Origin of the sequence: Brevibacillus choshinensis, from assembly GCF_001420695.1 — a bacterium.
In the GTDB taxonomy this organism is placed as follows: domain Bacteria; phylum Bacillota; class Bacilli; order Brevibacillales; family Brevibacillaceae; genus Brevibacillus; species Brevibacillus choshinensis.
Genome location: NZ_LJJB01000013.1, coordinates 951,915 through 978,478 on the forward strand (window position 1 = coordinate 951,915; position 26,564 = coordinate 978,478).

A 26,564-nucleotide genomic window follows, 5' to 3' on the forward strand; every position below is an offset into this window, starting at 1 on the left:
TGATTTTAATCATGAGGTGGAAGCTGGATGTTTTATATACCTCCTTTGACTCACACGAATTCCGTGTTGACATGAAAAAATGTGAGGAAGAGCTGAAGTCCATAGAAAAGTGGGTAAAAACAAATGCGAACAGTGATTTTGACGCCAGTAACAAGATAGAGACTTATCTTAATATGTTAAATAGTTTTTACGATCGGTTTAATCGGTTATACCAATTCGCTGAATTGACTTTCTATGAAGACAATGAAAACCAAAAATCTTTGGAAGCAATTGCTGATTTACAGCGCATTAAAGCTCGAAGTGTGAAACCACTTGTAACTTTTCAAAAGTGGATCAGTACTTTGGAAAATCTAAATGAACTGATTCAGTCATCTGCATTCTTAACCGAGCATGAGTTTTATCTAACAGAATTAGTAGAAAATAATGAATATGTATTAACTGAGAAAAGCGAAGAATTTATTGCTGAAATGGAAAATATGGGTTCAAACATTTGGACGAGAATGCATAACGAATTAACCTCTAACCTTATGGTAAATGTGACAATAAATGATGAACAAAAGTTAATCCCTTTATCAATGGCAAGGAATATGGCCTATGATAAAAATTTTACAGTAAGAAAAAATGCTTATGAAGCTGAAATGAAGGCTTATTCAGAAATAGAAAATGCATGCGCCGCTTGTTTAAACGGAATTAAAGGAGAAGTGATTACTTTATCTGAGATGAGAGGCTACTCATCTCCTCTAAAAAAAACATTATTGGATCAGAAAATGAGCGAAGCGGCTTTAGATACTATGATTAGTGCCATTCAAGAGAAATTACCATCCTTTCACGCTTTTTATAGGAGAAAAGCAGAAGTACTAGACGCAAAGAATGGTTTGCCTTTTTTTGAACTATTCGCCCCCTTGGAGACCGACTCTTTCACCTTCACTTTTGAGCAAGCGAAAGATCTAATTATAGAAAATTTCGGAGCTTTTAGTGATTCTATGGGGTGCTTTGCTAAAAAGGCATTTCAAGAGTCCTGGATTGATGCTGAGCCACGGAAAGGAAAGCGGGGAGGGGCTCTTTGCGTTAACCTCTACAGCGTGAGAGAAAGTAGGATATTGTGTAATTTCACTGGGAGTTTAAGTGATGTAGTAACTCTATCGCATGAGTTAGGTCATGGTTATCATAATGAACGCCTTAGAAATCAAAGTTATGTAAATAGTAAACCTCCATTACCAATCGCAGAAACAGCTTCAATTTTCAGTGAAATAATCGTAAAACAGGCAGAGCTCCAGAAGAGAGAGGGAAGGGAAAAATACATTATTCTTGAAAATGATGTTTCCCAATCAAGTAAAGCAATAGTTGATGTTTATAGTCGTTTCTTATTTGAAACTGAAGTGTTTAAGAGAAGACGAAACAACGTTTTATCCCCGATCGATTTGAAAAATATGATGGAGAAAAGCCAAATGGACTCATACGGCACTAGCCTCGATCATGATTTTTTACATCCATATATGTGGATATGTAAAGCTCAATACTATTATGCTGATAATAATTTTTATAATTTTCCGTATACATTCGGCTTGTTATTTTCAAAAGTGCTTTATGAAAAATACGTTGAGAATAAATCTTCGTTTGTCAAATTGTATGATCAGTTTCTTTCCGTGAGTGGACAAATGAGTATTAGAACATTGGCAAAGAAACTAGACATAGATGTTGAGTCAATGAATTTCTGGAAAAGTTCTCTACGTTTAGTTGAGGAAGATATCAATCGCTTTCTACTCTATAAATAGAAAATTACGTATAAAAACGAAAAGGAGATACACCAGACAAAAACTCTTGAAATGTTAGCCATGACAGCGGCTACCATCATGATTGGCACGGCTTGCTTTACCCGTAATTCTTAATTGGATTATGGGTTTTTTCATATTTTTATTAGATGCTTGATTATGAGAACTCAAGGTACTTGTACTGCATGGAATGAGGCCTACTCTCAGCCCTCTATTTCTCATACGATCGAGGGACACGCATTATTGCTAGAAATGTAGGCTTGGTAGCTAAGGACATTTAGCTCTAAATCTTATTCGCAGCAGGAGGAAGCTTACGATTAGCATATGCGCTAACTAGGATTAGAGATAAGCTCAGGTGGTCGTTTTGATAAAAGACGTGTTTAATTAGGAAATAAGTACTATAAAAAGTGTGAAGTTCTGCCGATATTTAAATACATCTTTTGTACTTACTAGGAGGCAGACTTTATGAGTAAAAGCAGCACAGGTAATATTATTGGGCCATTTATTACACTAATCGTCCTCATGTTACTATTCGGAATTGTAAAGGGTTGTAATGCGGTAGTTCAGTACTTCAGTGAAGGCTCGACTGAAGAGCAAGGACAGATCGTGCTAGAGTTTGAAAGAGAAATGAACTCAATTGAGGGAAGTGTCGAGGGACTGGGAGATCAGGTTGCTGAAGAAGTAAGAAAGATCGCTGATCATAAAGTACCAGATCTTGATAAGCTTAAAGATGCAGAAAATAAGTTCCATAGTGTTTCAGAGAGGATTAAATCACTTGAAATTCCAAGCGGATTAACGGAAGAAAGAGAGCAAAAACTGAAGGATATCCAAACAGATATGGAGCAAGTTTACGCTTTTAAGTCTTATGCAATGATGGACGCACGTCATTTTATCATTAATAGTGACCCAAAATCATTACAGGATTTTGTGACGAACACTAGTCTCGCACAAGACAATTTAACAAATGTCGTAACGGATATGGTGATGTTGAAGAAAGAATTAGGTGTTCTTGATGTTGATGTTACACAACAGAAGAAGTGAGAAGGCTTAGGCCAAGGCCTCCTCTCATCCTGAGTGAAAAATCGAAAGAGCTGCTGTCTATCTTCCAAGAGGTAGGCCGGGAACTAGGTGTGGAAATCACGGACACGAAAAGCGGACATTCCCATGGCAATTTGACTGCTGCCCATGGCAATTTGACTGCTGCTGTAGGGATAGCCACGATTGAAGGCCTGGGTCCGATTGGCGGCAACGCACATAGCGCGGAAGAATACCTGGAAATCGATAGAACTTTGTTAATCGCGTCCATTATCAAACGTCTTTCAGAAACACTCCAATAATGAACTGCACCCAATTTGTTAGACCTTACTAACATGTGGAGGTGCGGTTTTTTCTTTCTCCTGGCTTACATGCAGGGAGTGCGCGGGTAGTCACTGTTGCTAGACTAGAAAGTGGACATGAAGAACCGAGAATAGGAGAATAAAATCAAATCCATTCGAGGTGTCTAAAATGAAGAAAATATATGACAAAGAGTTCAAAATACAAACGATTCAGATGATTAAAAATGAAGGTAAGACGGTGACTCAGGTAGCCCGTGAACTTGGAATCAGTGGCAATACGCTTTACCGTTGGATGGCAGAGTTTCAACAGGACGGCAAACAAGCTTTCCCTGGTAGCGGACAATTAAAACCAGAAGACCAAGCATCTCGCGATCTGCAAAAGCGGATTCGAGATCTGGAAGAGGAAAATGAAATCTTAAAAAAGGCGATGCACTACTTCGCAAAAGACCGGCGCTGATCTATTCCTTCATTCATGATCATCGCTTCAAGCTCCGTGTCGCGAAGATGTGCTCTGTTTTTGAAGTTTCAAGAAGCGGCTATTATGCATGGCGAGAACACAGAGGCAAGCAAACCAAACGCAGCAAAAACCGGAAAAAGCTTGAGCAACGTATACGCCGAATTTTTCTAGATTCTCGCCGTCTATATGGTAGCCGGAAAATCAAAGAAATCCTAGGACAGCAAGGCTTTCATGTATCGGGGAAAACTGTCGCACGTATGATGAAGGAACTGGGCCTGAGATCCCGTACGGTTAAGAAGTATAAGGCAACAACCAACTCTAAGCATAACTTTCCTGTCTATGACAATGTACTAGATCGTGGTTTCACTGCAGAAGCTCCAAACCGCAAGTGGGTTGCTGATATCACCTATGTCTGGACAAGTGAAGGCTGGTTGTATCTAGCTAGCATCATGGATCTGTACAGCCGTAAAATCGTTGGTTTTCATATGGACGAACGGATGACCAAAGACCTGGTAATAGCCGCTCTAGACCGCGCCTTCAGCCAGCAGCGACCGCGCGGAGAGGTTCTGCATCACTCGGATCGCGGCAGTCAGTATGCTTCCCATGACTACCAGGCAAGACTGCGCACATACAAGATGAAAGGCAGTATGAGTCGAAAAGGGAACTGTTACGATAATGCGTGCATCGAATCGTTCCACAGTGTGCTCAAGAAAGAACTTGTATACTTGGAAAAATTCAAAACACGCAAGCAAGCTAAGAAACGCATTTTTGAATACATCACTTGCTTCTACAATGGAAAACGAATCCATTCTGCCATTGGATACTTTACGCCCAATGAGTACAAACGTATGTACCGTTTTGCCGCATAATTCTCTCGATTCTTTGTGTCTACTCTATTAACAGAGGTACAATGCTTTTGTTACAATAGGATGAAAAAGGGGGAGTCACTGCTGGAAAAACAAAAAGTAGTAATTATAGGAGCAGGAATTGTCGGAGCCTGTATGGCCTATCAACTAGCAAAACGAAATCAGGATGTAACAGTTATTGAACGACACCCTACCGCAGCGCGTGAAGTTACAGAAAAATCATTTGCCTGGATTCATACAACACATAGGGTGGCTCCCCAGTACAGACATTTGTATGACAACGCTTCAGAAGAATACCTTGCACTGCAGCAAGAGCTATCCGAATTACAAATTCAATGGCACGGAGCATTAACGTGGGACGATTCGAACCTAAATGAGCAAATCCACCTTCAAAAATTAAACCGAGAGCAGATTGAGGCATTGGAACCGAATTTGAAGGAGTATCCGAATGATGCGATGTTTGCCAATGAAGAAGGAGCAGTAGATCCGATAGAATTAACGGAACTATTGTTAAGAAAAGCACAGGAATACGGAGTAAAGGTACAGTTTGATACCAACGTTACACAACTGCAGCAAGAAAATTCCCGCTTAATAGGCGTACATACATCCAAGGGGTTTATGGAGTCGGATGTTGTGGTATTGGCCGCGGGTACAGGCGTATCCGAACTTTGCAATTCGTTTGGTTGCTCCGTACCAGTAACGCCGTCACCTTCCATTCTGATTCGGATGAAGACCTCGAGTAGACTAATACACACTTTAATCTCGAATGCGCAGTTTGAAGCGCGTCAGCTAACTGATCATTCATTGCTAGCTGCGGAAGATTATATGGATGATTCGGAGGAAAATGGACCAGAGGCAGTGGGCACACGTGCCTTCGAGACGCTGCGTCGCAGCCTGAAGGGTGGAGAACAATTGGAGCTGGAAAGCATCAAAGTTGGGTTGAGACCAATGCCAGAGGACGGCTATCCGATTGTAGGCTTTCATAATCAGATGAAGGGACTTTATGTGACGGTGATGCATTCCGCCATTACTCTGGCTCCGCTAATTGCGCGTCTAGCTGCAACTGAAATAATCAATCGAGAATCAAGATGCGAACTAGAGTCTTGTCGTCTCTCCCGATTTAAGCAGTAGGGTTGTAAAATTGCCAACTTAGTAGTAATCAGATTGCATTTATAGTTCATGTAACTGTAACCACAAATTTTGAGGTCATCCTCATTGGATGGCACTTAACTCACTACTACTTCTTACATAAGCTTAATGTAAATACTTTTTACAGCTTGCCATCAGACATTATTGCGCGAACGAAACTCCATGATAAATTCCTCTAGACAATCTTCTGAAAAATCAAGGGCACCACATTGATTTATGAATTCAACATTAAGACTCATTACCCAAAATCGACGAGCTATCATAAATAATTCTATCGCTGATTCATCATGTTCAGTGAAGGCTCTGACTGATCGATATCCTGAAATCAATGCATTCCATAACAAAGACTTTTTATCCTCTGGTAGACGCTTTGGCAAGTTGATGCATTAGCAAACCGTCAAATGCCATGAATATTCCTCCTCTCATCAGAGATATTTGCAACGGTTTGGAAATTAAGATCTTGTATACATTTCTGAATTATTGTGACAGCATCTTTTGCGATAATGAGCTTGTCATAGCGCAGAATATCATACACATTCAGAGTAATTGAAATTGCGGTTTCAACACAGTGAATATTGCTTGCGCTTTTATAAACAATTTATCTGCTGCAGGTGTGACAATAAGCGCCTTCCTATCGGCAACTTTAAATGTTCTTCCTAATACTCATTAAAAATGAGCGCAAAAAAAACGCCTGTACCGGCGCTTTACATGTGTGATTTCATTTCCTGAATATCAAATGAAATGTATTACATAAACAAATCCTACACATTGAAAGCCAAAGTACTGTAGCAGATTATTCACATTTATTTGAACAGCAAAACTTAAATATGACTTATTTACAATAGCATCCATTACTTTGACCTCCTTTGCACATTGTAGTTACAATATTTTCGGCCTGTCATACATTCCGTACACTTAGAATATCAAATAACTTCGTAACTCACTATACACAAAATGTCTCTGTATCGTTTTGTATAAACAAAATAATCCGAGGGAACGACTCTATGTTGTTCCCTTGGATTATTCATCATAGGAAAGGACCGGATTCCGGTCCTTTTTTTCATATGCGGGCATGGATAGAACCGCGGAACGGTTCTTCTGATTTGAAACTGTTTTTTCGCCTTTTCGGGACCCCTAGCCATGCGGAACCCAACGTTTATTTAACGTCAGGTTCTGATAGCTCCTCTTATATAACCTGAACGCACCGGCTCATTATAGGTTATGGTGTCTTTTCGTGTTACTTGTATAAACTCACCCAATACACAAATCTCATTCCTGAGACTCCAATCGAAGAAGCCCCGCTAAGAACAACACTTAACACCATATTCACGCATCGGGCCATCCGGCTCTCGGTCCGGGCTGAGGAATTTTGGGGGAAGCAGGAGCAGCCGGACAACCCTGCACTGGCTAAGTCCGTCGGACCCGGCGTGTAATGACGATTGATCTATCGGGGAATTATAACTCAATAAACAACATAGAACGACGTTGCCGGCATGAATCGGTAGGTGCGATTAGCTATTCCAGCTAATAGCATGTCAATATTTAAATATTACTAGCAGATTCACGGAGTGGTATACTAAAAAAAGTACATGGGGAGAAAGGACGTCGATAGACGGTTTTCTCATTTGATGTCGTCACCCGTCAAATAGTTGTGGAACGGACGGTCAACCCAGAACTTGTACGTGCTGACGCTGACATTCGGGTCGATTTGTTTGAAGCCGGCGACGATGTCGTCCGACTTGTCGTTCAGCGAGAACGATTGCGCATAATAAGGAGCGTCTGCAGTGATTTAATTATTCGTAATCATATCGTAATCGGAGTAATAGAGCGGCTGCCACCAGGAACCGGCGGTCAGGCCGGCCGTATCTGCGCTGTTTTTTTTTGGCGTTCATGCGGTCAACTATACGGACATAACAAGTAAAATATATAATTTTATGATGGAGGGATAAGATGAGTACAGACACGGTTGTTACACATGACTTACTCCGTATAAGTCGTTGATATCCATTAAACTTATACGGAGTTAAATGTGAATAGATGGATATGTACCGACTTTTTATAAAGAAGTAATGTGTTATAAAAAGGAGGAACTTCACATGTCAATGATTCAAGTACAAAACCTGACTTTTTCTTATCCAAGCAGCTTTGATAATATTTTTGAAGATGTTAGCTTTCAAATAGATACGGATTGGAAGCTTGGATTTATTGGTCGAAACGGACGAGGCAAGACAACTTTTTTTAATCTATTATTGGGAAAATATGAATACGGCGGAAAAATTATTTCTTCGGTAGAATATAATTATTTTCCATATCCAGTCTCGGATAAAAGCAAATTCACACATGAAATATTAGAAGAGATATGTCCCCAGGCAGAAGATTGGGAGTTTCTTCGTGAAATATCTTATTTAGATGTCGATGATGAAGTGATGTACCGGCCATTTGAAACATTATCGAATGGGGAACAAACGAAGGTTCTACTTGCTGCACTGTTTTTGAATGAAGGGCAATTTTTATTAATTGATGAGCCGACCAATCACCTAGATACCCATGCACGAAAGATGGTTTCAAAATATTTAAAAAGAAAAAAAGGATTCATTTTAATATCACATGATAGAAACTTTTTGGATGGCTGTGTTGATCATATCTTGTCAATAAACAGAGCAAATATAGAAGTTCAAAGTGGTAATTATTCTTCTTGGAAGCTGAATTTTGATAGACAGCAGGAACATGAGGAAGCAACAAATGAGCGTTTGCAAAAAGATATTGGGAGGCTGCAACAATCTTCAAAGCGTTCAGCCAATTGGTCTGATCAAGTAGAAGCTTCCAAAAATGGTACAACAAATTCTGGTTCTAAATTGGACAAGGGCTATGTAGGACATAAAGCTGCGAAAATGATGAAACGTGCAAAGAACCTGGAGTCAAGGCAACAGAAAGCTATTGAAGAAAAGTCAACGTTGCTAAAAAATGTGGAAAAAACGGAGTCATTACAGTTAGAGCCATTGGAATACAAATCTAAAGAACTAATTCAGTTAACGAATGTGTCTGTTATGTATGATGGTGAATTAGTTAATACGCCAATAAGTTTTCATGTTGAACCAGGAGACCGAGTTGTGCTTGATGGAAAGAATGGTAGTGGAAAAAGTAGTATTTTAAAACTAATCCTAAGGAAGCCACTCCAGCATACAGGTGCTTTGAACGTTGGTTCAGGCCTTGTCATTTCTTATGTACAACAAGATACCTCTCATTTAAAGGGAAAGTTATCTGATTTTATTGAAGAAAATCAGATTGATGAACAGTTATTTAAATCTATTCTACGAAAACTGGATTTTGACCGTATCCAGTTTGAAAAAGATATATCCCACTATTCTGGTGGACAAAAGAAAAAGTTGCTTATAGCTAAAAGTTTATGTGAAAATGCACATTTATATATTTGGGATGAGCCACTAAATTTTATTGATGTTTATTCACGTATGCAAATTGAAGAGCTTATTCAAAGTTTTAATCCAACAATGGTTTTTGTTGAGCATGATCAGACATTTCAAGAAAAAGTGGCTACGAAAACGGTAGCCTTATAGTTATACTTGGAGCATTGCATATTGTAATCATTTAGATACTGAAAAGTAAACCCGCATTCCAGTGCTCTGGAGCGGGTTTTTTAATATTTACATTGAATAATCTCGATATACTAAATTGGGCTTTTGCCGATATACCTACCTATGTAGACCTGCGAGATCGTTTTACAACGAGATCATTGTTGACGGATTGTTGACCAAATCCCTCGTAAACAATCCAAGAGTACCAGATTACGGAATGGAGTAAGTTCAGTAAACCGTAGAAACAACAATGATTGTCATAAGTCATCAGAAGCGATCCTAGCACCTACATCAGCTTCCCAAGCTAGCGGCGTGGGTTCGATTCCCATCACCCGCTCCATACAGAATGTCAAAAAACCTTGAGAAATCAAGGTTTTTTTGTTGTTTATGTTTCTATTTAGTTTGCTTCTAAGTGACCCTTCATGAGGGGGTAGCCATCTCTAATCATCAAATTGTAATTTACGTACACACTCTGAATATTCGAGAAAGAGCTATCGTATCACCTCCCTGGGTTAGAACAATAACAGGTGCAAGTTCGGGCTGCCCGACTTTCTATGCACGATGAATGGTACAATATGAATATAGCAGAAATTAACACGATCGGAAGGATGGTAAGAATGAGTGATTCTAATCAGGAGTATATCGTAATCTCGGGTGCGAGGGAAAACAATCTCAAGAACGTATCCTTGCGCATTCCCAAGCGGATGATCACGATCTTCACCGGAGTATCCGGATCCGGCAAGTCATCGATCGTTTTCGATACCATCGCCGCAGAATCCCAGCGTCTGCTGAACGAAAACTTCAGCATGTTCGTCCGCAACTTTCTGCCGCGTTTTCCGCAACCGGATGCAGACGCGATCGAGAACCTGAGCATGGCTGTTATTGTGGATCAGAAGCGGCTGGGCGGCGGCTCCCATTCCACGATGGGCACGATTACCGATATCTCTCCCATTCTCCGTCTTCTCTTCTCCCGAGTGGGTCAGCCCTATGTTGGACAAGCGCACATGTTCTCGTTTAACGATCCGCAAGGCATGTGTCCTGAGTGCAACGGGATCGGTCGCAAGCTGGGCGTCGACATAAGCAAGGCGCTGGACAAGTCAAAGTCGTTGAATGAAGGGGCAATCATGCTGCCGGATTATAAGGTAGAAAGCTGGGACTGGACGATGATCGTGCAGTCGGGGTCCTTCGATCCCGACAAGAAGCTGAGCGATTATTCGGATGAGGAGATGGAGCAACTGCTGTACGGCAAGGCGAGGAAAGTGAAGATGGATTTCGCCGGGAAGGCAACGAATATTACAGTGGAAGGTATTATCGAGAAGTTCACCAACAAATACATCAAGCAGGATGTGAAGACAAAGTCTGAGCGCACACAAAAAGCTGTTGCACCGTACATCTCCGAGGGCCCCTGCTCCAGCTGCCGCGGCGCGAGACTCAGCCAAGCCGCGCTCAGCTGCCGGATAAATGGTCTCAACATTGCCGAGATGTCCTCCATGGAGGTCGGACCGCTCATCCGCGTCATACGGGAGATTGACGATCCTGTCGCCGCGCCGGTCGTCAAGTCGCTGACGGAGCGGTTGCAGCATCTGGTGGATATCGGACTCGACTACTTGACGCTAGACCGTGAAACGGATACATTGTCCGGCGGAGAGTCGCAGCGCGTAAAGATGGTGAAGCACCTAAGCGGCAGTCTGGTGGATGTTACTTACATCTTCGATGAGCCCAGCGTTGGCTTGCACCCCCGTGATGTACATCGGTTAAATGGATTGCTTCAGAAGCTGCGCGACAAGGGCAATACCGTGATTGTCGTCGAGCATGATCCCGATGTGATCAAGTTGGCGGATCATATCATCGACGTCGGGCCTCACGCCGGCAGCCGAGGCGGTACCATCGTGTATGAAGGAAGCTTCCAAGGCCTGCTGGGGGCAGGTACACTGACAGGCACCCATATGAAGCGGCCGCTCCAGCTGAAGCACGATTGCAGGCAGCCATCCGGCAAGCTGTCCATCAAGGATGCCACATTGCACAACCTGCAGAACGTGAGTGTAGATATTCCAACCGGAGTGCTGACAGTAGTTACGGGTGTCGCCGGCTCGGGCAAGAGTACGCTGATTAACGAAGTATTCCTCGGCCAGCATCCGGATGCAATCGTCATCGACCAATCGGCGGTAGGAGTGTCAACACGCTCGAATCCCGCGACCTACACGGGCATTATGGATGATGTGCGCAAGGCGTTTGCTTCCGCGAACAAGGTCAACCAAGGCTTGTTCAGCTTCAACTCCAAGGGGGCTTGCGAGAACTGCCAAGGGCTGGGTGTTGTGTATACAGACCTTGCATTCCTCGACAGCGTCAAGCTGCCATGCGAAGAGTGCGGAGGTAGACGGTTCAAGGAAGAGGTGCTCGCGTACAAGCTTAACGGAAAGTCAATTGCAGAAGTTCTGGAGATGACTGTGGAGCAGGCGTTGGATTTTTTTCAGCTAAAAGAGGTTGTGCGCAAGCTCCAGGCGATGAGCGATGTGGGGTTGAACTATATTACACTCGGCCAGCCGCTCAGCACGCTCTCGGGCGGGGAATGCCAGCGCATCAAGCTGGCAAGCGAGCTGCATAAGAAGGGCAGCATCTACGTGATGGACGAGCCGACGACCGGCCTACATATGTCAGATATCGGTCACCTTCTGGGGATCATGAACCGCCTCGTGGATGCCGGCAATACGGTGATCGTCATCGAGCATAACCTCGATGTGATCAGCCAAGCGGATTGGATCATCGATATGGGACCGGACGGAGGCAGCAAGGGCGGCCAGGTGGTGTTCGAGGGCACACCTCCGCAGATCATCCATGCGGAGCAGTCGATCACGGGAAGATACTTGATGTAATGCATCAAATCGACTTTCATAATGCATGGGATTCGTAATTTCTTAGCATGACAAGGAGAACATAGTAAAGGTTAAACTTACGTATGCTCAACCAGGGCTGCCAGCAGAATCGGCAGCCTTTCGCTTAATTAACGGGCAGTATTCCTATCATGAAGAATTTGAGGTTTGAGTAACAAAAAAGCTCCTTGGTATGATGGTCAAGGGTCCCAATTGCCAGCAAGCGATCGGACCCTCAACCAAACCAAGGAGCCACTGACGTTCGAGAATAGCAAAGAGGAACTGTATGAGACGAAGGCGTACTCGTTGCAAGTCTTCTTTGGTGTCATGACGAGCACGAACTAAATCTCTCAACGCTTCATGGTCTTCGTCTGGAGTCCAAACAGGCGTAAGCTCTCCAGCTCGAAGAAGCTGCGCCAGTCTTAGAGCATCACTTCGGTCTGTTTTGATACGATCACCTGCGCGCCGAGGAATGAGTGTTGGTGCAACAACGACACAATCAATTCCGAGGGACAAAAGAAATCTGAAAAGACCATACCCTGTAGGACCGGCTTCAGAACATACATGTAAATGTTCAGGTGAACCTATTTTTTTCATGAGTTTACGGATTGCTTCAGGCGTGTGGGGAAGGTTACCGAGAAAACGAGGCTCTCCACGTCCATCATCTGCGACAGCAACCGAGATTGTATCTTTTGATACGTCTAAACCAACAAATTTTGTGACATCCTTCATAATATAGCGGCTCCTTTCGTTTGTAGCTCTGCATTTGGTCTTTGGTAGATTCCACTACGCATTGTTGCCAAATGTAACCTACGATAAGCGAAATGGGGCCGCCTCGTTCATTATGACTAACGGGTTCGATAGTTCAATAAAAATAGCGGCGAGTCTAAGACTTTATTTTTAGGTCTTAAGTCGCCGCTGTTTCATGTATTAGGTTAAGTCTAAAACAAATTTTCGGAAGGCTGGAGATTTTTTATCCGTGAACTGTGTAGGATCAAAAACTCCAGTCTAAAACTTAATTTTCAACGAAGACCTAGACGAGGGCTTGTTTCAAACTGTCTACTTGACAGGGGTAAGACCATAGAACCGGGGAGGGCTTTTCTATTTTCTGGAACAACTGTATGATTGATGGAGAGAAAAAGAATAGTGGAAACATGAATAATCCCATCCTGAAAATCGGTGGTCTGGGTTGGGGAAATGATCATACTGGACCACGATGTGTTTTCGAGTAATAGTTGTCATGCGAAACCGTATTGGCTGTATGCTCGTTATAATAGCAGAGGCCTTGCTCCGATGAGGACGAACAAGGAGCAGGTAGGAAAACTTAAGGAAGCCAAAGGCGATACAAATGAAAAGCGAGAAAACATTGTTGAAGGAGGTAAGATGGAATGAAAGAAAAAGTCACAGCGGCTTTGCTCAGAATGGGAATAGCGGTCCCGATCGTTTATTTTGGCATTCCGATAGTTGCCGCACCCTATTACGCCGGCTATAGTTTTGTGAAGCACACAGCAAGTGAACTCGGTTCAAATCGTGCGGTTCATCCAGACCCGGTTAATGCGGCGATTATCATTTTGGGGATTGTGACGCTAATTGCGGCTTTTGGTTTTTTGCTCGCGTTGTACCGCCTTGACACCAATCCATTGTTGGCGTGGCTCACAATGATCGTTGTTGTTTCAAACGGCCTTGGTACCCTACTATCCGGAATATTTCCCATTCCCGATCCGAGACACGGTGGAGGAGCCCTGTCAGCTGGTATGTTCCTGGTGCCGTTTATTTTTGCTTTTGTGTTATGGAAACGAAGCGATACACGACTCCTGAAAGGTTATCTTATAGCGAATATCATCCTATTTGTCGCTATGGTGCCAATCATGAGCGGAATCTTTGAAATTGACAGATCAATGATAGCGGGACTTCTCCAGCGAATCCTTGCATTTACTGCTTTTACCCCAATTGGAGTAGGTGCATACGTTCTCATGAAATGCTTGAAAAACTTCCAAAAACCAAATCATGAAATGTCAGATGAGTTTATTCGATGATTATAGATGCTAAATTAAGCGGATCAAGGAGGCGGCGGTCAATTTAAGCTTTCTCAACATGATTGAGAAAAGTCACCAGAGGAAAAGATACTTGAGAGACCGAACGCAAAGAACAAGTGAAAAGACTGAACTGAAGCTGTGGATGGTAAAGCCCTCTCTTGGAAAAAAAATCCTGGGAGGGCTTTTTTTATTTGAACAACTTCTTTATTAACGAGAGAATATCAAACGTTGTGCGCTGGTAAACCTTGTTGTAAACATACTTCTTTGGGCTTCGCAGCCATCCCCACCCACGCGGCATTTTCAGACCGGATCGGTGGACAATTTGCCGTTTCAGGCGAACCTTGCGCCCATTGGTGGTTAATGGGGATCGCCTGAAAGCATATTGCCTCACACGTAAGGCACCAAGGGTTTTTGTCATCGATAACATTCTTGTTGTTGAGCCGGTGGTGAGTGGCCATGCTGGATAACCGATGTTAAAGGCTAGGAGGTATTATAATGGCAAAGGCGAATACACCAAAACGCCCTACTCGGGACGAATTTGAATTAGAGGAATTGGGAAACCAACTGGTTGAGGCCAAAGAAGACGGAGACAAACGGGCATTTACGGTATGGGGCGAGGCAGAAAAAGTATACGGGCGGATCACAGTGCTGGATTCGCGTACTCGCTTGGTTCATGTAGAAAATGACGGAGTAACAAGGAAGATTCCTTTCCTCGGTATCATGAAGGTAAGGTATGGATAAAGTTCAACCCTTGAGAAATTCAGAACGTTACCCAAATCAACACAGCCTTGGCTTATTCGAACAGTACAAGAAGTAGTCGCAGACCCATGAATTTCAGTGATAAATCCGTCTCTCATTAAATAGTGACGGATTTATTTGTTCCATAAAAATAAAGTTGTAGACTGTAAAATAAAGTATTAGACCGAAGAACGGGAGATTTGTTTTTAGATCAAGCGCGGGGAAGCGTATCACAAATAGTGGTAAAGCAAAGAATTGAAGTAGAGATTAGCATTGAAGGTATCCTTGCAGTGTGAAAAAAGACAAGCTCTTCCCCTAAACCGGGAAGAGCTTGCCGTCTTTTAAGCTTTATCCGGCAATAACGAGCTGACAATTAAAGACAACGTTTGCCTGTATACCGCATGCGCCGATTGTACATCTCCTAAGTGTCCTCCCATGTAAAGATGAATGACGCCATGGAGCGAAGCCCAGAATACGCGGATAACTATTTCAGTGTCATACTGGCTAGGGATGAGACCTTGCTTTTGCGCATTGCTGATCACCGTCAATAATTGCCGCATGGCCGTTACGGTACCATTTAGGCTTTCCTCGTCCGGTTTGAAATCCGCGAATGCGCCTCCGAACATCAGTTTATAATAACTGGAGTAACGCTGCCCGAATTGCCAAAAGGCTTCGCCTAAATTCTGCAAATGCTGCGCCGGATCAGCAGCTTGTGGCGTCCCCTCGAATTCGTTAGCGAGAAGCTTACAACCGTCCAGATACAGCTGCTGAGCCAAGCCCTCTTTATTGACAAACAAGTTATAAATGATTTTTGTCGAGCAACCCATTTTTTGCGATACTTTACGCACCGTAACGGCTTCCGGACCCTCTTCTTGCAAGAGCGTTGCCGCAGCGTCAACAACGAGCTTGCGGAGATTTTCAATATTTTGCAAGCGGGCTTCTTGGTAGGTTTTCAACACTCGTGAGTTCGCATTGGAGGAGATATCTTGATCGCTCATAATCATCACCTTCGGATATCAAGTTTTCGTCAGGAAACAAAGTTTCTGAAGCTCTTGCAAGGAATTTTATACAGTTGTTAAGCGGTTGTCAATGAGACGTTAGATGTTCAAGGATATTCAAAGATCATATTGACTTTCTAGAAAAGCCGGGATACAATGAACCCGTTCGGAAACACTGTTACCAAATGGTATGATGAATATCATATTCCTTGAGAATCGGGAATAATTACTTTTGTTCATTAGGTAACGCTGTTTCTAAATTATTACATAGTATCTAGAAGGGGAGTAGCGATATGACGATTCAAGGTAAATGGGCGCTCATCACGGGAGCTTCTTCCGGTATTGGAGAGCAATTCGCGAGACAACTGGCCAAACAAGGCAGCCATTTAGTACTCGTAGCCCGATCGAAGGGCAAGCTTGAGAGTCTGGCATCAGAGCTCAGAAAGATGTATAGCATCAAAGCCGAGGTTATCGCTATGGATCTTGCGAAAGAGGGCGCACCCAGCGAGTTATATCAGCAATGTCGACTTTTGAAAGTGGATATCGAACTGCTGGTCAACAATGCAGGCTTTGCTACGCATGGTTTGTTTGAACAAGTGTCAGGCGAGCGTCAACATGAAGAAGTTATGCTCAATGTCGCCGCTGTCGTAGATATGACCCACTTGTTTTTGCCGGACATGTTGCGCAAAAGCTCAGGTACAGTTATCAATGTTGCTTCAACCGCCGGATTTCAACCACTTCCCTATATGGCCGTATATGGGGCAACGAAAGCTTTCGTCCTGTCGTTTACTCAAGCGTTATGGTTTGAAAACCGCAACCGCGGCATTAAATTCTTCGCACTTTGTCCCGGTGCGACGGACACGAGTTTCTTTAATGTCGTAGGAGCGGAAGAAGCCTCCGTCGGAAAGAAAGACACTCCGGAAAGAAGTCGTAGAGGTTGCACTTCGTTCGTTGAAGGAAGGGAAAGTGTACGTCGTTCCGGGTGTGCAGAATTATCTCGGGGCGCAGTTATCGCGATTCATTACACGAAAACAAAGTCTTCGGCTTGTTGGAAGCATGATTCGTCCGCGTGAAGGATCCAGCAGCAATAATAAGAATCCGGGTGATCAATCTGATCTTGCAGGGAGGACAATTCGATGAAAGCTATACAGCTGAAAAACGGCTTCGGCTTCGAGGAATTAACCATAACGGAACTAGACATACCAACGCCAGGTCCTAAGGAGGTACTGATCCGCATGAGAGCAGCTTCTCTCAATTACCGTGATCTAGTGGTCCTCAGCGGATTAATGCCGATCGAAGTCAAATTTCCCTTCATTCCATTATCAGACGGAGCGGGAGAAATTGTAGCCGTTGGCCAAGGAGTAACAAGGTTCCAGGTCGGACACCGAGTAGCGGGTAATTTTCAACAGCGATTCATTGCCGGCAGCCCAAGACCTGGGGTGTTAGAAGAAAGCCTGGGGGGGCCGTTGAACGGAATAGCGGCCGAGTATGTCGTTCTACATGAAGACGGAGTCGTCCCTATTCCCGATCACCTCACTTATGAGGAGGCCTCAACCTTACCGATCGCGGCATTAACCGCATGGAGCATGCTAATCGAATATGGCGGTTTGCAAGCGGGTGATACCGTGCTGCTGCAAGGAACGGGCGGGGTATCCATCTTCGGGCTTCAATTCTCGCTTATGGCCGGAGCACGAGCCATCATCACGTCGAGCAGCAACGCCAAGCTGGAACGAGCAAAAGCTCTTGGCGCATGGCAAACGATCAATTATTCGGAAGCTCCCGATTGGGATAAGGCGGCGTTAGAGTTGACTGGCTGCGGTGTCGATCATGTTCTGGATGTTGGAGGAGCGGCAACGATGGGGAAATCCATAAATGCACTTCGCACTGGAGGGACCTTGAGTATGGTCGGGTTCTTATCGGGCTTGACCATTCCGGAATACGATGTCTCCAGCATTTTGCAGAAAGCCGCAACTGTTCGCGGCAGTCAAGTCGGCAACCGAGATCACTTCGAAAAGATGAATCGGGCGATTGCCCATCATCGTTTATATCCCGTCATCGACCATGTATTCCCGCTGGCCCGAATTGGTGAAGCATTCTCGCTCTTGGCTGAAGGAAAGCAATATTTCGGTAAAATCGTAGTCCAAATCTAAAATCTCGCTTATATGAAAAAGGAGACACACTAATGCCTAATACACAAGTTCGATCCGTTAAATCTACTGAAGGCGTGAATCGTCCTAAACGTTCACTACGTGCTAGGATATGCAGATGGGGGCTATCGCTACTCGCGGTGCTCGTTCTAGGAATACTCGTTTTCTTGCTTGTACCTTCACCGATCAAACCGGCAAAATGGTCAGCACCGACGGCCCCCTCTTTTGAGGAAGCGGGTCCGTGGAAACAAAACAATAAACTCAGCTCGGCTCAGTTTGTGACTGATGCCCCTCAATTCCCTGAATTCATTACATTCGATAAAGAAGGTCAGCTATATACAGGAGATTCAGATGGGAAGATTTACAAGGTTCCTTTCGATGCAGAGGGAAATCCGCAAAAAGCCCAACTGTTTGCAGACACCAAAGGAACTCCTAATGGGCTTATATTCGATGCCAAAGGCGATTTGATCGTTACTGATGTCAAGAGGGGACTGCTGTCTATTAACCCATCCGGGAGCGTAGAGGTATTGGCTGATCAAGTGGACGGTAAGCCGATCTATCTAGCTAACGAGCTTGATATTGCCAAGGACGGCTCCATATATTTTTCTGATACTTCGAATTATGGTAGTGTGACCTTCAAAGAAATTGCCGAGAACAAGCCGCATGGACGTTTGCTGAAGTACGATCCAAAGACCAAGCAAACGACCGTCCTGTTAGAAGGCCTTTATTTTGCAAACGGAGTTGCCTTGTCTGCGGATGAAGATTTTGTGCTTGTGGCGGAATCGTATCATTATCAATTGACCAGATACTGGCTTAAAGGACCGAAGAAGGGTACATCTGATATTTTCGTAGACAATCTCGCAGGTTTTCCAGACAACATTACGCGTGATGATCAAGGTCATTTCTGGATCGGTATCTTCACGACTCGCATTTCTTTTGTAGATCAGATGCATAGCAACCCTTGGTTAGCCAGTACCATGGCCAAATTGCCGGAGTCGCTGCTTAGCGGCGCAAGCGCACCGGCGAAGCGTGGGCTTGCTATGGAGCTCAGCCCGCAGGGAGAGCTTATCGGAAGCTGGCATGATCCGGAAGGCAAACTGTATGGCGTAACAACGGCTGTAAGCCATAACGGATATTTATATATAGGAACGGCACCGGGAGGCAGCAAGGGTGTTCATCGCGTGTTTTTAACAAAATAATGTTGGAATTTGGGAGGGTGCGAAATGAATCTGGATGATTTGGAGTAATTTGGAATGAGAAGGAGAGTCTGATCGACAAAGTGGCCTTGGTGACAGGCGCTAGCAGTGGCATCGGGGCATCGATCGCCAGGAAACTGGCAAAGCGCGGCGCTCATGTGACAGTCGTGGCACGTCGACGGGATCGATTGGATGAGCTGGTTCAGGAATTGCATAAAGAGGGATTGTACGAGGTTATGGCAGTACCTGCTGATATTCAAAAGGCTGAAGAAGTACAGCATGTGGTCAATAAAACGATTAACCGCTGGGGCCGTCTTGATATTATAGTCGCCAATGCCGGATTCGGGTATCGAAGTCCTTTGGTAGAAGTGGATCTGGAAAGATGGGAGGAGCTGTACAGGACGAATGTACACGGTCTTATGTTGACGCTGCACTACGGGCTTCCGCCGATGCTAGGTCATGGCAAGGGAGATGTCATCATCATCTCCTCCATTGCCGGCAAGGAAGTGATTGCCGGAGGAGGTCCATACAGCGCTACCAAATACGGTGTTAACGCCATAGCGTCTGCGTTACGTTTGGAGATAATCGATCAGGGGATTCGCGTTACGACGATTCAACCCGGGGCGGTGGCAACGGAATTTTCTCAGGTGGCCGGGTATTCCGAGGATGAAATTCGCGCGTTTTCTTCGAAAGTCCTGCCGTTACATCCCGATGACGTTGCAGAGGCGGCGCTCTATGCACTGGAGCAACCTGAGCATGTCAACATTCCAGAACTGACCATTATGCCTTCAAAGCAAACCAAGCGGTTCAAATAATTAACCAAGAAAGTAACGCACTGATGACAAAGCATTGCGGGCTTTCGAGGTAGGATTCGTAGCTGACCATCTTCTAAGAATCTTACCTTCAGCTCGTTCAACGACATTGCGGACCAAAGTTTGTTGCCCAAATGAGTGCCCTTAATTTTTTCGCCGATAGACCCGTTAAGCTGAACCGTATCACAAGCGGCATTAGATACTTCGGATAAAATTGCCGCATCGTCATTAGAAAAGGACAGAGGGTTTCCGATTACGATACCGCGAAAGTTTACAGCGCGTGCGACATGCGTCTGTTGGGCAATGTCGATCCCGACAACCAGATGCGGCAGTAATTTTTTCAATGAGTTGATTTTGCCTGTCTTGCGATTGAAACTTCATAATAGAGCGTCCTCCTGGATGCTGGGATTTTAAGGGCTATGACCCGTTGCCGGAACTAACATAAATAAAGGTTGCAGGTGTTAATACCTGTAGCCTTTGCTTACCTAACGGAGCAGGATAAATTAATTTATTTCACGAACCTTATTATGGAAATTTCGGTGCGTAAATAAGACGTTAATTGATACTGCGGAGAACCAGATTAGGAGATCACCACATGAAGAAGTCGGTAATAACTTTCTTTTTAGCCTTGATTCCTAGTATAGCTACCATACTTTTATTAATCGAATACTTCCCTTATACAGGTCTTGGAAGAGTTATAAGTATTCCAATAACATTATTATTTAATATTACTATTTTGTTAGTTTCTCTGTTTATCACTCAAAAATTAAAATCGAGAGTATTCAAAAGTTTGATTTGGATTGCAGCCATACCAATAAGCGTGTTGGTGGCGATTTTTTTGCATCCACAAGAATACTTACCTAGCGTTTTAACGCAACTTCAAGAACTGATATTTTCTCATACTACTAAATGAAAAGCTCCGAGTATTCATGCATGTGGCCGTTCGGTCCCTAGTTCCGTCTGAGGCAATTCAATGAAGCAATGTAGGTGGAAACCTTGATCGGATCGTAATAAAATTTTGCGCTAACGGGTTCAATAGCTTAATACACACGAAGAACGACAGCCTGCGTAAATGGCTGCCGTTTTCTCAACTAACGGGCAGTTTAATGGAATATTTCTAAATTTCAACTTGTCATTACTTTCCTTAGTGGCAGTTTCCTGAACTGTAGATCGAGCAATATATCCGTCTCGGGGTGGTTAATAACATATCTTATTCGAAGTAAGATGAGATATATAAATAATTAACTGGAAAGGATTGGTTTTATGAGTAATAAAAGGAAGGTTCCGCAAGAGGTAAAAAAGTCGTTTCTATTTTGGCTCGTTGCAATTGCTGCAGGAGTGTTTGAAATGATCATCGCAGTTAGTGAAATATTATCTAAAGACTCAGGGCCAGGAAACAGTATTTTCATCGCAGTTGGGATCAGAACGATAATCTTTACCGTACTTGTTTACATTATTATGAAGATGTACCGTGGAAGAAACTGGGCACGTATAGCTTTAGCAATACTTCTTGGCGGGATTGGTACTCTCTCCTTAATTATTGATCCAGTTAAGTGGATCTTGGAAGGGAATTCACTTGATAAAGCCCTTGCTGGTATGACCTTCTATTCTATTCTGTTCGGATTAAGTCGAATTGTACATCTTGCCTCGGTAATTGTTGCATTTATTCTAATGTTTCGACCGGCTGCTAATCATTATTTTCGAGCAGTGGCTTAATCGGTAAGGCGAATAGTCACTAAAGTAACGGGTTCGATAGTTCAATATAAAGAGCGGTTAGTCTAAGTCCTCAAGGTCTTAAACCACCGCTTCGTCCCTGCGGACAGGAGATAAATCCATCGTATACGCTCAGGGAAGCAGTGTAGCAGAACGTTCGCATCAGCGGGACGTCTATGTGTGGGGTGGGGATGGAAGAGTACGTGCTTCCATTCACCTGTTCAACAACAGCACGGATGTGGAGAAATTTATTGAACTACTCCCGGATCGTCCATCTCAGATGTAGAAGAAAATGGCTATCCATGCAGGTCAGTTTTTTTACCAGCCGCGGCATCGGATAGCCATTTTTTGTGGGGCTCTTCAAAGGTATGCTCAGATCATAGCGTAGCCGTATCCTTTTCTTTGCGTAAGAAAACTAAAGGTAGAACGATTAGAACGACAGAGATCAGTATACATAGAATAGGATAGCCAACATCTTCTGCGAGCTTTCCGAAAAAAGGAACCAGAACCGCCAAGATGATCGTCTTAATCATAGATGAATAAGAAAGTAGCGTACTGCGTGAATTCCCCGAGATTCGCTGATTCGTCATATTGATCAAGACAGGCTCGATGATGGAGTAAAAGAAGCTGATGAGAATCATACAGATGATCCCGGATAGTTCAGGCAACAACGGAAGCATGAAAATACTCAAAGCCATGATGACGGTGAACAAGATAACCGTTGCTGTCTCTCCCAATCGTTTCTCCATGTGATAGGAGACGATGGAACCAAGAATACTTGTGCTTTGTATGAAAATAAATACAATGCCAAGCCATTCGATAGTCATTCCTTTCTCATGTAGGAAAGGTGAAACAAATAAAAACGTAAAGCAAAAAGCGGGAACAGCCAGAATAGCAGAATAGAGCAGTACATTGCGCAAGCTCTTACTCTTCCATACCTTTCTTGAGGTACTGAAAACGAAGTGGATGAGTGGTTCGTGCTCTTTGTTTGTTCTCACCCCCGATTGTTTCGGTTCTTTGATGAAAGAGGCAACACACCCGGCAACAAAGGAGAGAATCCCACAAATAATAAACGGTAAACCAAGCGAGTAGGTAGCTAACCACCCGCCAATGATTCCGGCAAATGCAGTGGCAATACGCATCATTGCCAATTGATAGCTCACCACTTTGGAAAATAGATTTTCTTTACCTTTCACGTGTAGATAATCGTAGAGGAGTGCCTGGTCAGCTCCAGAAATAAAGCTCCCTCCCACGCTCCATACGATTTGCAGCAAGCAAAGAATCGGGAACCAGCCTGTGTATGCGTAGAGGATCATGGCAGGAGCCATTAATAAGGCTCCCATCACAAGAGAACGGGTGCGACCGAAACGATCTGCAACGATTCCAGCCGGTACCTCAGCCAAAGCGGCAGCTACCCAACCAAATCCCTCTACAATTCCGATTGTGGCCAGACTTAGGCCTCGTACCTGCTGTAAATACAGCACATAGATGGGAAGCCACAAATGAAACTTCGTAAAAAAGGAATAGATGAAAATCATAAGCATATTGGAATCTAGCAAAGCATGATTTTTCATTCAGTCAAGCCTCACCCGACATAATAGTCGTAGACTGAGACGACTTCAAATCCTGTAGATTGATAGAGTGACAAGGCATTTTGATTATCGACAGCCACTTCTAGGCTAATTCCTCCTATGTGTTCTCTTTGATTCAAGATTTCCACTGTCTGAGAGAGGATTTTTCTACCCAGCCCTTTTCCTTGGAGCCCTTTTTTTACGCAAAATCCTGAGATGAAAAACTCGTTATCCTCTTCGCTTACGGTAATCATCCCGACTGGTTCAGACTCGTACTGAGCCAGATACGTTTGAAAGGATGGCTCTGACAAATTGCGTGTAACTAGCGCAGTCATGAGCTCAGCTGTATCCTCAAAACCGCTTACGCCAATCTCTACCAAAGTCTGAAAATCATTCGTGGTGGCTGGGCAAAGCTGTAGACGGTTATCCGATTCCACAGCAGTTACGTGCGCTGTAGCGGAGTAATCCAGCTTGTATTCAGAGAATTGATAAGTGGCCGCTACGCATTCTGCAAAAGAACTGGCTTCCTTGGACTTGCGATTGCTGACGAGTAAAATTTGCGTTACCTCACGCTTTTCACATTCCGCTTTTGCTTGTTCATACAGAGCGCGGAAGATTCCTTTGCGTCGATAGTCTGGATGAACCATTCCGCTGATCTCCACTTCTTTCGGACTGACGATCGCATACATACCGAGGAATCCAACCAGTTGCCCATCTTGGACGTACAGAAAATCATTCGTTTGTTCAGGTTGGCGGTTTTGGAGCATCGATACGTTCAGGTTGACGGATAAATCAAATTCATCGTATGCCTCGCATATTTTTGCCAAATGGACAATCTGTTTCAACCACTCTTCCGAAAGCCCTTTTGCTACTACAAGTCCTGCACCGTTGTTAATTGTACTCATCGTCTCAACCTCCAATTAATATGTGAGTAGAAAAAAGCCGTGGAGCTTTCAATCCCCACGGCAGTAGATAGCAAAAAAAAACGTGGGGATATTCGATCCCCACGGCGGCAAACATAAACAAACTTGGCTACACCAAGCCTTTGACGCGTACATCGTTGCCATACAAAAAAACACGGGTAATCCCCGTGTTTTAGGCACAGCTAAGAGAACCTGCTAGATAAACTAGTAGGATTTCACGTACGCCAGATGGGGAAATGGAATATGATTGCATACTGAAATAAAGCTCATGTATGTCATTGTCATGTTCCCCACCTCCATTATTGTTGCAAGATCCATAACTACCTTCAACTATACGTGAAGTACCGAAGTCTTACAATTGTTTTTTTTCAACGTGTAAGAAAGTTTAAGTCCTTCACCGTGTTAAGGCAATCTTGCTTGAACTTTTGGAGCGCACAAACCCATGGGGATACCTTATTAAACTGACAGGCTCGTTAGTTGAATGATCTCTACGTGCTACTCATGTAGTAACCCCTGTGCTAACATCGATTCAGCAAGCAGAACTGCACCTTTTCCTGCACCCATTTTCGTATTGTGGGAGACTAACACATATTTCACACCGCCGAGTACCGGTTCCTCTTCAAGTCTTCCCATACTAGTTGTCATCCCGCCACCGAGCTCGCGATCAAGGCGAGGTTGAGGGCGAATTGGGTCATTAAAGATGTTAATCATACGCTCAGGAGCTGAATGTAAATTACAACTTTTGAACGGATTATAACCATTGATTGCTTCTTTCATTTCAGATAAATTTGCTTGTTTTTTCAGTCCAACAAACACAGATTCAGTGTGTCCATCCAGAACATTCGCTCTCGTACATATACAATTGATATTGATCTTCGCTGATTCTCATCCGGGAAATTGATTATTGATCATCAGGTTTTCTTATGGTTAATGGTCGCATCATGTCATGGTCTTCATGCTCTAATTTATGACAATGCCATACGTATTTTCCGGCATATGGTTTAAATCCTATGATGATTCGAACCGTTTCTAGCGCGTTGACTGTCACTGTGTCTTTTAAGCCAAAATCAGTCGGGAGACGTTGCTTGAGTTTTCCATTACTTTCACGTCGGTCGAGGACGAGAAAATTCACTAAGTGGATATGAATGGGATGGCCACTTTCGGTTTTATTTTCCAGTTCCCATATTTCAACCGAATCAAGTAATGGTGTTTCTGTCACTGGATCGTCCCACTCTTTTCCATCTAACAAAAGCATAGGACGTCCATATTCATCCTGTGTCTCGTCTAGAGTTAAATGTCTTACCTTTTTGACTACTGTGAGTGGTATAAGATCAATCTTACTTAAAATCGGCGGAACTTGACTGTGGTCTTTTTCCTTTAACGGCTTTGTCACCTTGAACGCCATCACATCACCTATAGGATTACCTAATTCAAACTGGTTTTGTAAGATGATGGTTTCGCCCTGCAGTTTAGAGAAATCCACTACGATGTCAACCCGCTCAGCCGAACCAACTTGCAGACTTTGTACCTCAATCGGCCGTTCAAGAAGCCCACCATCTGTTCCGATTAAGAAAAAAGACTGAGAATTACTAAATTGAAACAGGTATGCGCGAGAGTTGGACGCGTTTAGTAGACGGAATCTGTATTTGCGAGGCTCCACTTCTAAAAAAGGCCAAACTTTCCCATTCACTACCATTATATCTCCAAAAAAACCATCAACAATCGATGGAAATGGTAAATCTGGTGGAGGATTGCTGGGCTGGGATGGATAAAACAGAGAACCATCGGTATTAAATGACTTATCCTGAACGATGAGCGGCACTTCATATTCCCCCTTCGGAAGTGGAAGCGCCTTCTCTTCTTCATCGCGTATCAAATAAAGACCTGCAAGACCTGCATACACATTTAACCGGGTGATACCGAGGGTATGGTCATGGTACCAAAGAGCGGTCGCTTTTTCACGATTGGTGTATTCATAGGTCTTTGTTACAAATTCTGCTCCTGTTTGCCTGAAATTTCTGGTAAACCACGCCTCTGGGTGTCCATCACTTGCTGGTCTACTCGAACTTCCGTGTAAATGTACAACGGTTCGAACTTCAGGGGTATCCATAGCCCCATGAATCGTGGTATCGACGGGCAAAAAATGTTTTTTAGGTAATTTATTTTCCCATTTCACGTATATAGGTTGGTCTTTTTCGACTTCTATCGTTGGACCAGGCACTTTCCCCTGATACGCCCAAACTTTTGTTTTTGGCAAATTTTTGTGAAATCGATGTCGTGTTTGTATCATGCGTACAACATAAGGGTTATTTTGGGAGTTTTTTCTTGGTTTGATTACTAGCGGCATTGGTAGTTGATCGATAAATTTCTTCAATTCCATTTTTTC

Annotated in this window: 20 protein-coding genes and 3 pseudogenes; 15 read left to right on the plus strand and 8 right to left on the minus strand. The window is 43.7% G+C overall.

The features are described 5' to 3' along the window. Nucleotides 1-11 precede the first annotated feature (11 nt). The 5 genes from AN963_RS24790 to AN963_RS24815 all read left to right on the plus strand — a co-directional run bounded on the left by AN963_RS24790 (nucleotide 12) and on the right by AN963_RS24815 (nucleotide 5,563). Nucleotides 12-1,775 carry a M3 family oligoendopeptidase gene (locus AN963_RS24790; RefSeq protein ID WP_236708081.1) on the plus strand — a complete coding sequence of 588 codons (1,764 nt, stop codon included), beginning with the start codon at nucleotides 12-14 and terminating at the stop codon, nucleotides 1,773-1,775. 462 nt (nucleotides 1,776-2,237) lie between these two features. Then, nucleotides 2,238-2,813, plus strand: a complete 576-nt coding sequence (locus tag AN963_RS24795) for a hypothetical protein (protein ID WP_055747194.1) — start codon at nucleotides 2,238-2,240, stop codon at nucleotides 2,811-2,813. Nucleotides 2,814-2,902: 89 nt separating this feature from the next. Beyond that, complete coding sequence (locus AN963_RS24800; protein WP_055747195.1) at nucleotides 2,903-3,109, plus strand: hypothetical protein; 207 nt, start codon at nucleotides 2,903-2,905, stop codon at nucleotides 3,107-3,109. A 169-nt stretch (nucleotides 3,110-3,278) separates the two neighbouring features. Continuing rightward, a protein-coding gene (locus AN963_RS24810; protein ID WP_201783780.1) for an IS3 family transposase occupies nucleotides 3,279-4,435 on the plus strand; the annotation gives its coding sequence in 2 pieces (ribosomal slippage) (nucleotides 3,279-3,534 and nucleotides 3,534-4,435; 1,158 coding nt in all). A 60-nt stretch (nucleotides 4,436-4,495) separates the two neighbouring features. Then, nucleotides 4,496-5,563: an NAD(P)/FAD-dependent oxidoreductase gene (locus tag AN963_RS24815; RefSeq protein WP_236708082.1), complete on the plus strand. Its 1,068-nt coding sequence runs from the start codon at nucleotides 4,496-4,498 to the stop codon at nucleotides 5,561-5,563. A gap of 415 nt (nucleotides 5,564-5,978) precedes the next feature. On the opposite strand, the gene rplD is transcribed toward AN963_RS24815, so the two are convergent. Continuing rightward, nucleotides 5,979-6,179, minus strand: a complete 201-nt coding sequence (rplD, locus tag AN963_RS32605) for a 50S ribosomal protein L4 (RefSeq protein WP_152985743.1) — start codon at nucleotides 6,177-6,179, stop codon at nucleotides 5,979-5,981. Between the two features lie 1,498 nt (nucleotides 6,180-7,677). Between rplD and AN963_RS24820 the strand changes: the two genes are divergently transcribed. Further along, entirely contained in the window at nucleotides 7,678-9,156 is a 1,479-nt protein-coding gene (locus tag AN963_RS24820; protein ID WP_055747198.1) for an Lsa family ABC-F type ribosomal protection protein, read from the plus strand. 635 nt (nucleotides 9,157-9,791) lie between these two features. Beyond that, nucleotides 9,792-12,047, plus strand: coding sequence for an ATP-binding cassette domain-containing protein (locus AN963_RS24825; protein ID WP_055747199.1), 2,256 nt, complete (start codon nucleotides 9,792-9,794; stop codon nucleotides 12,045-12,047). 323 nt (nucleotides 12,048-12,370) lie between these two features. Here the strand turns inward: AN963_RS24825 and AN963_RS32150 are convergent. Next, nucleotides 12,371-12,776: pseudogene (locus tag AN963_RS32150) on the minus strand (IS110 family transposase); the annotation flags it as partial. 656 nt (nucleotides 12,777-13,432) lie between these two features. Here AN963_RS32150 and AN963_RS24835 point away from each other — a divergent pair. Further along, a complete protein-coding gene (locus tag AN963_RS24835; RefSeq protein ID WP_055747201.1) occupies nucleotides 13,433-14,080 on the plus strand; it encodes a DUF998 domain-containing protein in 648 nt (215 codons plus the stop codon). Between the two features lie 495 nt (nucleotides 14,081-14,575). Then, entirely contained in the window at nucleotides 14,576-14,821 is a 246-nt protein-coding gene (locus tag AN963_RS24840) for a YolD-like family protein (RefSeq protein WP_055747202.1), read from the plus strand. A 338-nt stretch (nucleotides 14,822-15,159) separates the two neighbouring features. On the opposite strand, the gene AN963_RS24845 is transcribed toward AN963_RS24840, so the two are convergent. Beyond that, the gene (locus AN963_RS24845; RefSeq protein WP_055747203.1) at nucleotides 15,160-15,816 is read right to left on the minus strand and encodes a TetR/AcrR family transcriptional regulator; all 657 of its coding nucleotides are present in this window, start codon (nucleotides 15,814-15,816) and stop codon (nucleotides 15,160-15,162) included. A gap of 293 nt (nucleotides 15,817-16,109) precedes the next feature. Between AN963_RS24845 and AN963_RS24850 the strand changes: the two are divergent. The 4 genes and pseudogenes from AN963_RS24850 to AN963_RS24865 all read left to right on the plus strand — a co-directional run bounded on the left by AN963_RS24850 (nucleotide 16,110) and on the right by AN963_RS24865 (nucleotide 19,974). Continuing rightward, nucleotides 16,110-16,956 (plus strand): annotated as a pseudogene (locus tag AN963_RS24850) (SDR family NAD(P)-dependent oxidoreductase). Then, nucleotides 16,953-17,966, plus strand: coding sequence for a zinc-dependent alcohol dehydrogenase family protein (locus AN963_RS24855; protein ID WP_055747204.1), 1,014 nt, complete (start codon nucleotides 16,953-16,955; stop codon nucleotides 17,964-17,966). Before AN963_RS24850 ends, AN963_RS24855 begins: the two are co-directional and overlap by 4 nt. A 32-nt stretch (nucleotides 17,967-17,998) precedes the next feature. Then, nucleotides 17,999-19,162: an SMP-30/gluconolactonase/LRE family protein gene (locus AN963_RS24860; RefSeq protein ID WP_055747205.1), complete on the plus strand. Its 1,164-nt coding sequence runs from the start codon at nucleotides 17,999-18,001 to the stop codon at nucleotides 19,160-19,162. Between the two features lie 80 nt (nucleotides 19,163-19,242). Further along, nucleotides 19,243-19,974 (plus strand): SDR family oxidoreductase, encoded by a 732-nt coding sequence (locus AN963_RS24865; RefSeq protein ID WP_236708083.1) that lies wholly within the window; start codon nucleotides 19,243-19,245, stop codon nucleotides 19,972-19,974. Between the two features lie 218 nt (nucleotides 19,975-20,192). Here AN963_RS24865 and AN963_RS32155 read toward each other — a convergent pair. Beyond that, nucleotides 20,193-20,352, minus strand: a pseudogene (locus tag AN963_RS32155) (IS110 family transposase); the annotation flags it as partial. Between the two features lie 214 nt (nucleotides 20,353-20,566). Between AN963_RS32155 and AN963_RS24870 the strand changes: the two are divergent. After that, a complete protein-coding gene (locus tag AN963_RS24870; RefSeq protein WP_055747206.1) occupies nucleotides 20,567-20,884 on the plus strand; it encodes a hypothetical protein in 318 nt (105 codons plus the stop codon). A gap of 434 nt (nucleotides 20,885-21,318) precedes the next feature. Beyond that, nucleotides 21,319-21,687: a hypothetical protein gene (locus tag AN963_RS24875; RefSeq protein WP_236708084.1), complete on the plus strand. Its 369-nt coding sequence runs from the start codon at nucleotides 21,319-21,321 to the stop codon at nucleotides 21,685-21,687. A 374-nt stretch (nucleotides 21,688-22,061) separates the two neighbouring features. Here AN963_RS24875 and AN963_RS24880 read toward each other — a convergent pair whose 3' ends face one another. The 4 genes from AN963_RS24880 to AN963_RS24895 form a co-directional block, all read right to left on the minus strand. Then, nucleotides 22,062-23,258 (minus strand): MFS transporter, encoded by a 1,197-nt coding sequence (locus AN963_RS24880; protein ID WP_055747208.1) that lies wholly within the window; start codon nucleotides 23,256-23,258, stop codon nucleotides 22,062-22,064. Nucleotides 23,259-23,269: 11 nt separating this feature from the next. Next, nucleotides 23,270-24,160 (minus strand): GNAT family N-acetyltransferase, encoded by an 891-nt coding sequence (locus AN963_RS24885; RefSeq protein WP_055747209.1) that lies wholly within the window; start codon nucleotides 24,158-24,160, stop codon nucleotides 23,270-23,272. A gap of 513 nt (nucleotides 24,161-24,673) precedes the next feature. Continuing rightward, complete coding sequence (locus AN963_RS24890; protein ID WP_083497051.1) at nucleotides 24,674-25,051, minus strand: Asd/ArgC dimerization domain-containing protein; 378 nt, start codon at nucleotides 25,049-25,051, stop codon at nucleotides 24,674-24,676. A gap of 28 nt (nucleotides 25,052-25,079) precedes the next feature. After that, on the minus strand, nucleotides 25,080-26,558 hold the full coding sequence (locus AN963_RS24895; protein WP_055747211.1) for a multicopper oxidase family protein: 1,479 nt from the start codon (nucleotides 26,556-26,558) through the stop codon (nucleotides 25,080-25,082). Nucleotides 26,559-26,564 lie beyond the last annotated feature (6 nt).